The following is a 12,813-nucleotide window of genomic DNA, read 5'->3' on the forward strand; positions in this document are numbered from 1 at the left end:
CACAGGGGCAATCCAGCAAGGGGACCTTCACAGGATTACAAAGCAATTTCCGATATGTCAAACAATTTTCTGATCAGCCAAGATGCGGGTTCCCCTCGTGATTCACTGCGGAACTGGGAACGCCGAAGCACCGGTCGAACGCCCAGTTGTAGGCGAACGTATAAAAAGGGATGTAGACGATGAACACCAGGTCCAGTACGAACGCCTGCGTCAGCGTGATGCCCAGCCACCATGCGATGAGCGGGACCAGAAAGCACACCAGGGTCAGCTGGAACGCCACGGCATGCAGCACACGTCGGCGTACCGTGCGGGTGCGGTCGCGCTGGCGCCGCTCCCATGCCTCGAACAGGTAGTTGAAGCTCACGTTCCATACCGTGGCTATCCCCGTGATCATCAGCGCCAGCAGTCCGGTCGTGGCCGGTGACTTGCCGGTCAGCACCGTCATGACCATCGTTCCCACCGCGAGTCCCAGAAGCTCATAGCCCCCGACGTAGATCACCTTGCGCTTTACGCCCTGCATCACATCCTCCTGCTCGGTCACTGGCGAAGGGTGTGATGCTATATTCAGAATTACTGACTGAAAAAGTCATCTCCTTTCAGAATTATTGAAAGATATATGTCCCTCTCCAGCGATGACATCGATCTCTTCCTCGCTGTGGTCGACCACGGCTCCTTCTCCGGCGCGGCCCGCGCGCTGCGTCGGGTGCCCTCCGCAGTAAGCATGGGCATCGCAAACATCGAGGCCGGATTGGGTTATCCACTGTTTGACCGCTCGCGCCGCGAGGCGTTACCGACCGCACAAGCACTGGCCCTGCTGCCCCACGCGCGCTCCGTCGCCAGCAGGTTGCGGCTGTTGCAGATCCATGCCGTGGAGCTTTCGCAGAATCTGGAGAGCACTCTGACCGTCGCTGTCGCCGCCGGCGTTCCGGACCAGACGTTGCTGGAGGCGCTCGCCCGGGTGGGCTGTCGGTACCCTCTGCTGCGGGTGAACCTGCTTCGACTGCCCCAGGACCAGGTTCGCGAGATGCTGCACCAGGAGCGGGCCGATCTGGTCCTGCTGCCCGTCTCCACGGAGGTGGATCGAGAAGAGGCCTTCACCTATGTCACCAACGTTCTTTTCATCGCCGTCGCTTCGGCCACGGCGGACACGCCCGGTCTCCCGGCGGGCCTTCGGCGTCTGGAGGATCTCAGCGGCAGCCGCCAGATCGTGGTGGCTGGGCCAGACGACGACGTCGCAGATCGTCGGCTGCTGGTGTCCGACGCCCGCTGGCATGTGGACTCTGTGGAGGCTGCGCTGGGGCTGGTGGAACGCGGTGCTGGCTGGGCCAACCTGCCGGCGGATGTCGTTGAGGTCGCCGTTTCTGCTGGACGCGTGAAAGTGCTGGCGTTCGACAACCTGGAGAACGGCGTGACGATGCCGGTGCACCTGGTGTGGCTGCGCAGGAAGCCGGTGCGACGTGCCGCTGGCGATGTGATCGCGCTGATGCGCGACCACCTCTGACCCCGTACACCCGAGGAGAACAGAAAAGCCCGCATTTCTGCGGGCTTCCGTGTACGTCCGTGTGTCTAGATACCAGCCAGGGCTGGACGCTGACTCACTCCCACTCGATCGTCGCCGGCGGCTTCCCCGAGATGTCATAAACAACCCGCGACACTCCCCGCAGCTCATTGATGATCCGGTTGCTCACCGTGCCCAGGAACTCATACGGCAGATGCGCCCAATGCGCCGTCATGAAATCAATCGTCTCCACCGCGCGCAGTGCGATCACCCACTCATACGCACGCGCATCACCGACCACGCCCACCGACTTCACCGGCAGGAACACGGCAAACGCCTGGCTGGTCTTGTCGTACAGATCGGCCTTGCGCAGTTCGTCGATGAAGATGGCATCGGCCTTGGCCAGCAGCTCGGCGTATTCGCGCTTCACTTCGCCGAGGATGCGTACGCCCAGGCCCGGACCCGGGAACGGATGGCGGTAGACCATGCTGCGCGGCAGGCCGAGCTCGACGCCGAGGCGACGCACTTCGTCCTTGAACAGCTCACGCAGCGGCTCGACCAGGCCCAGCTTCATGTGCTCCGGCAGGCCGCCGACGTTGTGGTGGCTCTTGATCACGTGGGCCTTGCCGGTCTTGCTGCCGGCCGACTCGATCACGTCGGGGTAGATGGTGCCCTGCGCCAGCCACTTGGCATTCTTCAGCTTGGTGGATTCTTCATCGAAGATGTCCACGAACAGGTTGCCGATGATCTTGCGCTTGGCTTCCGGATCGCTCACGCCTTCGAGCTTGCTGAAGTAACGGTCGGCCGCGTTGACGCGGATCACCTTGACGCCCATGTGCTCGGCGAACATCGCCATCACCTGGTCGCCTTCCTGCCAGCGCAGCAGGCCGGTATCGACGAACACGCAGGTCAGCTTGTCACCGATCGCCTTGTGCAGCAGCGCAGCCACGACGGACGAATCGACGCCGCCGGACAAGCCCAGGATCACTTCGTCATCGCCGACCTGCTCGCGCACGCGGGCGATCTGGTCGTCGATGATGTTGGCGGCGGTCCACAGGGTTTCGCAGCCGCACACGTCCACCACGAAGCGGCGCAGCAGCGCCTGGCCCTGCAGGGTGTGGGTCACTTCCGGGTGGAACTGCACGCCGTACCAGCGCTTCTCTTCGTTGGCCATCGCGGCCACCGGGATGCGATCGGTCACGGCGGTGACGGTGAAGCCCGGGGGCGCGACGGAGACGTGGTCGCCGTGGCTCATCCAGACATTCAACTTCGGCTCGCCACCGTGGTCGCTCAGGCCCTTGAACAGCGCATCCGGGGCGACGACGTTGACTTCGGCATGGCCGAACTCACGCTGGTCGGCCGCTTCGGTGGCACCACCGAGCTGGGCGGCCAGGGTCTGCATGCCGTAGCAGATGCCGAAGATCGGCAGGCCGCTGTCGAACACTTCCTGCGGTGCGGCCGGCGCGCCCGGCAGCGTGGTCGATTCCGGGCCGCCGGACAGGATGATGCCCTTGGCGCCGAACGCGGCGATGTCGGCCGGGTTGTGGTCCCACGCCCAGATTTCGCAGTACACGCCGAGCTCGCGGATGCGGCGCGCGATCAGCTGGGTGTACTGGGCGCCGAAATCGAGGATGAGGATCTTGTCGTTATGGATGTTGGTCATGGTGCCCGGGCAATGCAGGAGTAAATACGGGAAACACAGCGTCGTTACCGGCGGCCGATAGAGAAAGAGGAACGGGAATCAGCTTCCTCGTTCCTCTTTGCTCATGCCGCGTCAGGCGCGGTAGTTCGGCGGCTCTTTGGTGATCTGCACGTCGTGGACGTGGCTCTCACGTTGGCCGGCGCCGCTGATCTTGACGAACTTCGGCTTGCTGCGCATGTCTTCGACGGTGCCGCAGCCCACGTAACCCATGGTGGCGCGCAGGCCGCCCATCAGCTGGTGGATGATGCCGCCGACCGGGCCGCGATACGGCACGCGGCCTTCGATGCCTTCGGGCACCAACTTGTCGGCGCTGGAGGCGTCCTGGAAGTAGCGGTCCTTGGAGCCCTTCTCCATCGCGGCCAGCGAGCCCATGCCGCGGTAGCTCTTGTAGGAGCGGCCCTGGAACAGCTCGGTCTCGCCGGGCGATTCCTCGGTACCGGCCAGCAGGCCACCGATCATGATGGTGGAGGCACCGGCGGCGAGCGCCTTGCCGATGTCACCGGAGTAGCGGATGCCACCGTCGGCGATCAGCGGGATGCGGTCCTGCAGCGCCTCGGCGACCAGGTCGATCGCGGTGATCTGCGGCACGCCAACGCCGGCGACGACGCGCGTGGTGCAGATCGAGCCCGGGCCGATGCCGACCTTGACTGCGTCCGCGCCGCTGTCCAGCAGCGCCAGTGCGGCTTCACCGGTGCAGATGTTGCCACCGACAACCTGCACCTGCGGGAAGTGCTTCTTGACCCAGCTGACGCGGTCCAGCACGCCCTGCGAGTGGCCGTGCGCGGTGTCCACCACCAGCACGTCCACCCCGGCGGCGACCAGCGCCTCGACCCGGCGGTCGGTATCGCCACCGACGCCGACGGCCGCGCCGACCAGCAGGCGGGTGGCGGTGTCCTTGGCGGCGTTCGGGTAATCGGTGTTCTTCTGGATGTCCTTGACGGTGATCAGGCCGCGCAGGGCGAACTCATCGTTGACGACCAGGATCTTCTCGATGCGGTTGCGGTGCAGCAGCTGCAGCACTTCATCGGAGGCCGCGCCTTCCTTGACCGTGATCAGCCGATCCTTCTTGGTCATGATGTGGCGGACCGGATCGTCCAGCTCGGTCTCGAAGCGCATGTCACGGTGGGTGACGATGCCGACCAGCTGGCCGCCGCCGTCCACCACCGGCACGCCGGAGATGTTGCGCGCCTGGGTCAGGGCCAGCACGTCGCGGATGGTGGTCTCCGGGCCGACGGTGATCGGGTCGCGGATGACGCCGGCCTCGAACTTCTTGACCTTGGCCACTTCGGCAGCCTGCTGCTCGACGCTCAGATTCTTGTGGATGATGCCCATGCCGCCGAGCTGGGCCATGGCGATGGCCAGGCGGGCTTCGGTGACGGTATCCATGGCAGCCGAGAGGATCGGAAGCTTCAGCCGCAGGTCGCGCGTCAGGCGCGTTTCCAGACTGACATCCTTGGGCAGGATGATGGAATGAGCGGGGACGAGGGAGACGTCGTCGTAGGTGAGAGCTTCAGCCTGGATGCGCAGCATCGGCATACCCGAGATGTGGGGAAGCGCGACATTTTACCCTGATTCGGGCGTCTTTGGCAGGGGGCAGGTGCGACGCTGTGTCGCGCCGACGAACCCGGTAGAGCCGACCGTTGGTCGGCTACGCCTGGATCGGGTAGAGCCGACCGTTGGTCGGCTGCGCCCGGATCGGGTAGAGCCGACCGTTGGTCGGCTGCGCCTGGATCGGGTAGAGCCGACCGTTGGTCGGCTGCGCCTGGATCGGGTAGAGCGGTGTCTCCGCCGCTGGTCGCCGCCCCACGGGGCCCCCCCCCCCCCCCCCCCCCCCCCCCCCCCCCCCCCGCCTCGCCTCTACCAGGGGCGGCAGGTGTCGGTCGGCCCGGGATCGCGGCCGCAGCAGGCGCCGACCGTGGGGCCGCACAGGGCGGTCAGAACGCCTCGGCTGCCTCGATCGTGTTCTGCATCAACGTGGCCACGGTCATCGGCCCTACCCCGCCCGGGACCGGGGTGATCCAGCTGGCGCGCTGGGCGGCGGCCTCGAAGCCGACATCGCCGACCAGGCGGCCATCATCCAGGCGGTTGATGCCCACGTCGATCACCACGGCGCCCGGCTTGACCCACTCGCCCGGGACGATGCCGGGGCGGCCCACGGCGACCACCAGGATGTCGGCGTTGCGCACCGACTGCTCCAGCACGTCCTTGGGGGTGAACTTGTGGCAGCTGGTCACGGTGCAGCCGGCGATCAGCAGCTCCAGGCCCATCGGGCGGCCGACGTGGTTGCTGACACCGACGATGGTGGCGTTGCGACCGCGCACCGGCTGGTCGGTATGGCCCAGCAGGGTCACGATGCCGCGCGGCGTGCACGGGCGCAGGCCGAACTCGCGCAGGGCCAGATGGCCGACGTTTTCCGGGTGGAAGCCGTCCACGTCCTTGCGCGGGTCGATGCGGTGGATCAGGCGATTGGCGTCCGGGATGCCCGGCAGCGGCAGCTGGACCAGGATGCCGTGGATCTTCGGATCGGCGTTGAGCTGGTCGATCAACGTCAGCAGCTCGGCCTCGGTGGTGCCGGCCGGCAGATCGTAATCAAAAGCTTCGATGCCCACTTTTTCGGCCGCGCGGCGCTTGTTGCGCACGTACACGGTCGACGCCGGATCGCCACCGACCAGCACCACGGCCAGGCCCGGACGGCTGCCACCGGCAGCCAGGCGGGCGTCCACCCGGACCTTGAGGCTGTCCAGCAGGTCTTCGGCGATGCGGCGGCCGTCGAGAATGCGGGCGGAAGAAGCGGTGTCGGAAGTCGGTGAGCTCATCGAGGGCGGCAGGCGTGGGGGCGACGGTCGGCTATTGTCCCTGATTCGGCCCGCCCCGCCCACCGGTAGTGCCGGCCGCTGGCCGGCGCGTGGGATGGGCCCATCTGGGTGCCGGCCAGCGGCCGGCACTACCGGAGCCTCATTCCTCTTCCGGCACCTCGTCCGCGTTGAGCGTGCGCGCTTTGCGCTTGGGCGCGGTGAACGGGGTCGGCGTGGGCACGCCGGGCAGCGCCGTGCCGAACACCATGTGCGCCCCGGCGCGCAGGTCTCCGCCCGCCATCTCCAGCTCGAAGCGTTCCGCATCACGCTCGCGGATCTGCTCGGCGATCTCACGCGCATCGTCCGGATCGGCACCCAGCTCCATCAACGCGGCCTGGCCGAACTGCAGCGCCGACTCGAAGGTCTCGCGGATCTGGAAGTCCACGCCGGCATGGATCAGGCGCAGCGAATGCTCGCGATCGAACGAGCGCACCAGCAGCTTGGCCTGGGGGAACTCGTGGGTGACCAGCTCGACGATGCGATCGGCATCCTGGTCGCTGTTGACGCACACCGCGATCGCACGCGCCGACCCCGCGCCGGACGCATGCAGTACATCCAGCCGGGTACCGTCGCCGTAGTATATCTTGAACCCGAAGCGCTCGGCGTTGTGGATCATGTCCACGTCGTTGTCGATGATGGTCACATCCACATCGCGCGCCAGCAGCGACTGACTCGCCACCTGGCCGAAGCGACCAAAGCCGATCAGCAGCACGCTGCCGGACAAACCGTCGGCTTCTTCGACGCCATCGAGCGAGACTTCCCGGTCCGGCATCAGCTTGTCGTGCAGCAGCACGAACAGCGGCGTCAGTGCCATCGAAAGCACCACGATCGCGGTCAGATTGGCATTGACCTGTACGTCGATCACACCGGCCACCGCCGCGGCGGAGAACAGCACGAAGGCGAACTCGCCGCCCTGCGCCATCACCACGCCACGATCCAGCGCCTGCCGATGATCACTGCCCAGGATGCGCGCGACCACGTAGATGCAGACCGCCTTGGCCAGCATCAGCGCGAACACGCCGGAGACGATCAGCGGCCAGTTGTTGGCCACGACGGTGAGGTCCAACGCCATGCCGACGCTGAGGAAGAACAGGCCGAGCAGGATGCCGCGGAACGGCTCGATGTCCGCTTCGATCTGGTGGCGGAAGGTGGATTCGCTGAGCAGCACGCCCGCGAGGAACGCGCCCATCGCCATCGACAACCCACCCAGCTGCATCAGCAGCGCGGCGCCGAGCACGACCAGCAGGGCAGCGGCCGTCATCACCTCGCGCGCCTTGGCGGCGGCGAGGATGCGGAACAACGGATTGAGCAGGAAGCGGCCGACCAGCACCAGGCCGACGATCGCACCGGCAGCGATACCCACGGTGACCCAGCGCGAGCTCTCGCCCGCATCACTGTGTACCGGCGCCATGAACGCGACCACCGCCAGCAGCGGCACGATCAGCAGATCTTCGAACAGCAGGATCGAGACGATCTTCTGGCCGGTCGGCAGCGCGATGTCGCCGCGTTCGGCGAGCAGTTGCATCACCACCGCGGTGGAGGTCAACACGAACCCGGCGGCGCCGATGAAGGCCACCGGCAAGGGGAAGCCGAGCAGCATGCACACGCCGGTCAGCACCGCACCGCAGACCACGATCTGCAGCGTGCCCAGGCCGAAGATCTCGTTGCGCAGACTCCACAGGTGCGAGGGCCGCATCTCCAGGCCGATCACGAACAGGAACATCACCACGCCGAGCTCGGCGGTATGCAGGATGGCCTGCGGATCGGAGAACCAGCCGAACCCGAACGGGCCGATGGCCAGGCCCGCGGCGAAATAGCCCAGCACCGAGCCCAACCCGAGCCGGCGGAACAGCGGCACCATGACCACTGCCGCGCCCAGCAGAGCGACGACTTTCACCAGTTCACTGGCACCTGCTTCCACCGCCATGCGGTTGTTTCCCCGGACTACACAAGATGGGTCAACGATAGGGCAAAGCGGTGGAGGGCAATAGCGCGGATGATGCGTTTTATCGTGCTGAATTCAGAACGATATTGAATCTGGATGCCGCATCGTCCCGAAATCGCCACCGAACCCACCGGTAGAGCCACGCCACGCGTGGCTGCGGTCACCCGGCGGCCCCTCGCCAACGGCATCCACGCATAGCGTCCCGGCGAACCGCATCCACGCATGGCGTGGATCTACGCGCCGCTGCAGAACGCGGCGTAATCGATGTACCCAGGGAACGCGCGCCCGGGCGCGCAGAGCGGACAGGCCGGGTCCGGCCTGAGCCGCGTCTCGCGGAAGCGCATGCCCAGCGCATCGAAGGTCAGCAGGCGCCCGATCAGTGGCTCGCCGATGCCGAGCAGCAGCTTGAGCACTTCGGTGGCCTGCAGCAGACCGACCATGCCCGGCAGCACGCCGAGGACCCCGGCCTCCGAGCAGTTGGGCGCGAACTCGGGCGGCGGCGGCTCCGGGAACAGGCAGCGGTAGCAGGGCGCAGTGCCACGCTGGCGACCGGCATCGAACACACTGACCTGGCCGGTAAAGCGCTCCACCGCGCCATACACCAGCGGGATGCCGTGCTGGAGGCAGGCATCGTTGAGCAGATAACGCAGCGGGAAGTTGTCCGAGCCATCCAGCACCACGTCGACCCCCTCGAGCAGCGCATCGATGTTGTCCGAGGTGACCCGCGCCTGCACGGCGTCCACATCCAGCGAAGGATTGAGCGCGAGCAGGCGCGCGCGGGCGGAGCGCACCTTGGGCTCGCCGACGCTGGCATCGGTATGGATGATCTGCCGATGCAGGTTGCTGCGATCCACCACGTCGTCGTCGGCGATGCGCAGGTGCCCTACCCCGGCCGCGGCCAGATAGAAGCTGGCCGGTGCGCCCAGACCGCCGGCGCCGAGCACCAGCACGCGCGAGGCGAGCAGCGTCTTCTGGCCCTGGACACCCACCTGCGGCAACAGCAGATGACGCGAGTACCGTTCGTTGAAATCGCGCTCGGCGTCGCTCTGCATCGGCTGCACCAACGGCAGCCCGTCAGCGCGCCACGCGGACGTCCCGCCGTGGACGGAGGCGACATGCGTATAGCCGAGACCGGCCAGGACGTTCGCGGCCTCCATCGAGCGCTTGCCGCTCTGGCAGATCAGGACGACCTCGCGGTCGATGGCCGGCAGGTGCGTGCCGGGTTCGGCCTGGAGATCGCCCGTGGCGATGCCGAGGGCGCCTTCGGCCATGCCGGTGGCACGCTCGTGCGCCTCACGGACGTCGATCAGCAGCGCGCCCTGGGCGAGACGTTCGCGGGCCTGCGCCGGGGTGAGTTCGGGGATCGTGCTCATGCGGGGATTATCGCGCACGGGCGCGCCGGCCGCCGGTTCGTCCGGGTTGCCGGCCAGCGGCCGGCACTACCGCTACGTGCGGCCACTGGCCGGCAGCTCCAATGAAAAGAGCCGGCTTGCGCCGGCTCTTTCTGCATCACTTGCCCTTGACGTGCTTGATCAAGCGGCGCTTGCGCTTGAGCTGACGTTCGGTGAGCACGTTCTTCTTGCCCTCGTACGGGTTCACACCCTCGCGGAAGATGAACTGCACGGGCGTGCCGACCAGCTTGAAGCGCTTGCGGAAGAAGTTCTCCAGATAGCGCTTGTACGACTCCGGCAGGTCTTTCAGACGGGTGCCGTGGACGATGAAGGTCGGCGGGTTGGAACCGCCCGGATGCACGTAGCGCAGCTTGGACACGTGACCACGGATCGCCGGCGGCGGGTTGGTCTCGTAGGCCGTTTCCAGCGCCTTGTTGACTTCGCTGGTGCTGAACTCATGCGTCGCCGAGGCATGCGCGGCGTGGATGCAGCGGAACAGCTCACGCAGGCCCGAGCCGTGCTTGGCCGAGATGCGCACCACTTCGGCCCACGGCACGAAGCCGAGCTTGCGCGACACCAGTGCTTCAGCCTGCTCGCGCTGGTAATCGGTCAGGCCATCCCACTTGTTGATCGCCACCACCAACGCACGGCCGGCATCGAGCACCGCACCCAGCACGCTGGCGTCCTGATCGGTGACACCTTCAGAGGCATCGAGCATCAGCACCGCGACCTGGCACTGCTCGATGGCCTGAAGGGTCTTGATGACGCTGAACTTCTCGACCACTTCCTCGACGCGCGCCTTGCGACGCAGGCCCGCGGTATCGATCAGGCGGTACTCGCGCCCGTCACGCTCCATGTCCACCGCGATCGAATCACGGGTGGTACCGGGCACTTCGGAGGCGATCATGCGCTCTTCGCCGAGCAGACGATTGACCAGCGTCGACTTGCCCACGTTGGGGCGGCCGACGAAGGCGATGCGAATGCGGTTCGGATCGGTGTCCAGGGTCTCGGTGGTGCCCTCTTCCGGCAACCGTTCCACGACCTCGTCCAGCAGATCATCCAGGCCCTGACGGTGCGCGGCCGAGACGGTCAGCATTTCGCTGAAGCCGTAACGGGCAAACTCCGAACGCACGGTGTCTTCGTTCATGCCGTCGATCTTGTTGATCAGCAGCAGGGTCGGACGGGCCAGTTTGCGCAGCCAGGACAGGATCTCGTCGTCCATCGGGCCCTCACGGGCATCGACCACGAACAGGATCAGGTCCGCCTCGGCGGCGGCGGCGCGGGCCTGGCGGGCAGTAGCGCCGGCCAGACCTTCTTCTTCACCGGCGATACCGCCGGTATCGACCACCAGGAACGGGTGGTCTTCATCAAGACGACAAACACCGTAATTACGGTCCCGGGTCACGCCGGGCTGGTCATGGACCAGCGCGTCGCGCGTACGGGTAAACGCATTGAACAGCGTGGACTTGCCGACATTCGGCCGTCCAACCAGGGCGACCAAGGGCAGCATCGCGGTAACTCCTTATTGTGCCAACCGGAACGCGGTCAGCTTTCCATCAACGTTCTGCACCAGCAGAATCCCATCGGCAGCTACCGGCTGTGCCAGGAGGGCGTCGCCGCCACTCTTGGCGCGCGCCGCGAACTCACCGTTATCGGTCCGCAACCAGTGCAGATACCCCTTGTAATCACCGACCACAACGTAATCGCCGTGGATGACCGGACCGGTCAGCGAACGACGGGCCAGGCCCGTCTGCGACCACATGGCCGAACCGCTGGCCTTGTCCAGGCCGAACACGCCGCCCTTGTTGTCGGTGACGAACACATTGCTCGAGGTCAGGGCCACGCCACCGGCGCCACCATGATCACGTGCCCACAGCGGACGGCCGGTCGGGCCTTCGATCGCCATGGTCTGGTTCTTGAAACTGCTGACGAACAGCGTATTGCCTTCCAGCACCGGGGCGCCATCGATATCGGCCATGCGCTCCAGCTCGGTACGGCCTTCGCCGGTGCCGACCATCTGGTCCCACAGCGTGCGGCCGTCCTGCATGGCCAGCGCGGCGATGGAACCGTCGTCGTTACCGATGAACAGGACGCCCGGGCCGGCGACGACCGGCGCGTTGCCACGCACGGTCAGTGCCGGCAGCTCGCGCGGGTTGAACCAGCGCTGGGTGCCATTTTCGGCATCCAGGCCGGTCACGCGACCGTCGTTGCTGCGCACGAACACCATGCCCTGGCCCACGGCCGGCGCGGAGATCACTTCACCCGGCACCTTGGCACGCCACTTCTCAGTGCCGTCGGCCGCGTTCAACGCGATGACTTCGCCATCCAGGGTGCCGATGACGACCAGGCCGTCACCCACGCCCGGGCCACCGGACAGACGCAGCTTGGGCTGCTTCTTCACCTTGGCCGGTTCATAGGTCCAGATCTTCTTGCCGGTCTGCAGGTCGATGGCATGCACGCCACCGTAGATGGCGGCCGCGTACACGCGACCATCGGCGACCACCGGGCCCTGACGGACGCCGATGCGCTTCTCACCCTTGCCGACGTTGGCCGTCCAGATCTTGTCGACCTTGGCGGTGGCATCGAACTTGACCAGCTCGGCCGGCTCCAGCGCCTTCTTGGCCGCCGCATCTTTGCCGGCGAACCAGCCCTTCATCGTGCTGCAGCCGGTCAGGGCCATGCCCAACAGGGCGACCGTGGCAACGCGCTTGATCATGACCATCTGATTCATTACACCGACTCCGCAGGATCGGTGACGGTGCCACCGGCATCCGTCAACTTGGTTTCCAGCAGGCGCCGCTGGGGCGCTGCCACGTCCAGCGTCTTGAGCGCCTTCTCATACTGCTCGCGGGCGGCATCACGCTTGCCCTGCGCCATCAGTGCGTCGCCATGGATTTCCAGGCTGGCGCTGTCGGTTGCGGTGCCGAGCTGCTTGATCGCATCCTCGGTCTTGCCGGTGGCCACCAGCAGGCGCGCAACGCGCTGCTCGATCACCGGCTTGAATTCGGGGTCGGCCTTGATCGCGCGCAGGGTCGCCAGCGCATCTTCGTTCTTGCCGGCATCGACCTGGGCCTTGGCCAGCTGCAGTGCGGCCAGATCGGCATAGATGTTGGCCTTGCCGCTTTCCAGGTCCTTCACACCCTTGGCGGCCTGCTCCAGATCCTTTTCTTCCAGGCTCTTGAGGACGATCTGGTATTGGACGTTGGCGCCGGCCAGGCTGTTGCTGTGCCGGGTCTGCCACTCTTTCCAGCCCCAGATGCCACCAATCGCGATGGCTACGCCAGCGAGGATGCTGACACCGTTCTTCCGCAGCCAGCCGCGGACGCGTTCACTTTGTTCGTGCTCGTCGAGCAGGTCGTCGATCGCCATGCGTACTCTCGCCCCGCCCATGAGGAGGAGCTATTTGAATTGGATTGGGGAAA

The 12,813-nt window shown here is 66.2% G+C and carries 11 protein-coding genes; 1 reads left to right on the forward strand and 10 read right to left on the reverse strand.

All coding sequences use genetic code 11. The annotated features are described in order from the left end of the window. Positions 1–73 precede the first annotated feature (73 nt). Complete coding sequence (locus ABE571_RS02245; RefSeq protein ID WP_346463086.1) at positions 74–520, reverse strand: PACE efflux transporter; 447 nt, start codon at positions 518–520, stop codon at positions 74–76. A 96-nt stretch (positions 521–616) separates the two neighbouring features. On the opposite strand from ABE571_RS02245, the gene ABE571_RS02250 reads away from it, so the two are divergent. Beyond that, positions 617–1,501, forward strand: a complete 885-nt coding sequence (locus tag ABE571_RS02250; RefSeq protein ID WP_346463084.1) for a LysR family transcriptional regulator — start codon at positions 617–619, stop codon at positions 1,499–1,501. A gap of 94 nt (positions 1,502–1,595) precedes the next feature. On the opposite strand, the gene guaA is transcribed toward ABE571_RS02250, so the two are convergent. The 9 genes from guaA to ABE571_RS02295 all read right to left on the reverse strand — a co-directional run bounded on the left by guaA (position 1,596) and on the right by ABE571_RS02295 (position 12,760). Continuing rightward, a complete protein-coding gene (guaA, locus tag ABE571_RS02255) occupies positions 1,596–3,161 on the reverse strand; it encodes a glutamine-hydrolyzing GMP synthase (protein WP_346482202.1) in 1,566 nt (521 codons plus the stop codon). 111 nt (positions 3,162–3,272) lie between these two features. Continuing rightward, on the reverse strand, positions 3,273–4,730 hold the full coding sequence (guaB, locus tag ABE571_RS02260; protein WP_123729717.1) for an IMP dehydrogenase: 1,458 nt from the start codon (positions 4,728–4,730) through the stop codon (positions 3,273–3,275). Between the two features lie 118 nt (positions 4,731–4,848). Continuing rightward, positions 4,849–5,007, reverse strand: a complete 159-nt coding sequence (locus ABE571_RS02265) for a hypothetical protein (RefSeq protein ID WP_346493105.1) — start codon at positions 5,005–5,007, stop codon at positions 4,849–4,851. 127 nt (positions 5,008–5,134) lie between these two features. Continuing rightward, positions 5,135–6,016 carry a bifunctional methylenetetrahydrofolate dehydrogenase/methenyltetrahydrofolate cyclohydrolase FolD gene (gene folD / locus ABE571_RS02270; RefSeq protein WP_152150574.1) on the reverse strand — a complete coding sequence of 294 codons (882 nt, stop codon included), beginning with the start codon at positions 6,014–6,016 and terminating at the stop codon, positions 5,135–5,137. A 139-nt stretch (positions 6,017–6,155) separates the two neighbouring features. After that, the gene (locus tag ABE571_RS02275) at positions 6,156–7,982 is read right to left on the reverse strand and encodes a monovalent cation:proton antiporter-2 (CPA2) family protein (protein ID WP_313212314.1); all 1,827 of its coding nucleotides are present in this window, start codon (positions 7,980–7,982) and stop codon (positions 6,156–6,158) included. A gap of 251 nt (positions 7,983–8,233) precedes the next feature. Further along, complete coding sequence (gene moeB, locus ABE571_RS02280) at positions 8,234–9,373, reverse strand: molybdopterin-synthase adenylyltransferase MoeB (RefSeq protein WP_346493106.1); 1,140 nt, start codon at positions 9,371–9,373, stop codon at positions 8,234–8,236. Positions 9,374–9,509: 136 nt separating this feature from the next. After that, on the reverse strand, positions 9,510–10,901 hold the full coding sequence (gene der / locus ABE571_RS02285; protein WP_259261070.1) for a ribosome biogenesis GTPase Der: 1,392 nt from the start codon (positions 10,899–10,901) through the stop codon (positions 9,510–9,512). A gap of 12 nt (positions 10,902–10,913) precedes the next feature. Beyond that, a complete protein-coding gene (gene bamB, locus ABE571_RS02290; RefSeq protein ID WP_313212316.1) occupies positions 10,914–12,122 on the reverse strand; it encodes an outer membrane protein assembly factor BamB in 1,209 nt (402 codons plus the stop codon). Then, positions 12,122–12,760 carry a tetratricopeptide repeat protein gene (locus ABE571_RS02295; protein ID WP_019183086.1) on the reverse strand — a complete coding sequence of 213 codons (639 nt, stop codon included), beginning with the start codon at positions 12,758–12,760 and terminating at the stop codon, positions 12,122–12,124. Before ABE571_RS02295 ends, bamB begins: the two co-directional genes overlap by 1 nt. Positions 12,761–12,813: the final 53 nt, after the last annotated feature.

Source organism: Stenotrophomonas sp. TWI273, assembly GCF_039674765.1.
GTDB lineage: Bacteria > Pseudomonadota > Gammaproteobacteria > Xanthomonadales > Xanthomonadaceae > Stenotrophomonas.

Coding starts and splice junctions, on each gene's coding strand:
- ABE571_RS02245 (WP_346463086.1), bottom strand. CDS start 520: ATGCAGGGCGTAAAGCGCAAGGTGATCTACGTCGGGGGCTATGAGCTT.
- ABE571_RS02250 (WP_346463084.1), top strand. CDS start 617: ATGTCCCTCTCCAGCGATGACATCGATCTCTTCCTCGCTGTGGTCGAC.
- guaA (WP_346482202.1), bottom strand. CDS start 3,161: ATGACCAACATCCATAACGACAAGATCCTCATCCTCGATTTCGGCGCC.
- guaB (WP_123729717.1), bottom strand. CDS start 4,730: ATGCTGCGCATCCAGGCTGAAGCTCTCACCTACGACGACGTCTCCCTC.
- folD (WP_152150574.1), bottom strand. CDS start 6,016: ATGAGCTCACCGACTTCCGACACCGCTTCTTCCGCCCGCATTCTCGAC.
- ABE571_RS02275 (WP_313212314.1), bottom strand. CDS start 7,982: ATGGCGGTGGAAGCAGGTGCCAGTGAACTGGTGAAAGTCGTCGCTCTG.
- moeB (WP_346493106.1), bottom strand. CDS start 9,373: ATGAGCACGATCCCCGAACTCACCCCGGCGCAGGCCCGCGAACGTCTC.
- der (WP_259261070.1), bottom strand. CDS start 10,901: ATGCTGCCCTTGGTCGCCCTGGTTGGACGGCCGAATGTCGGCAAGTCC.
- bamB (WP_313212316.1), bottom strand. CDS start 12,122: ATGAATCAGATGGTCATGATCAAGCGCGTTGCCACGGTCGCCCTGTTG.
- ABE571_RS02295 (WP_019183086.1), bottom strand. CDS start 12,760: ATGGCGATCGACGACCTGCTCGACGAGCACGAACAAAGTGAACGCGTC.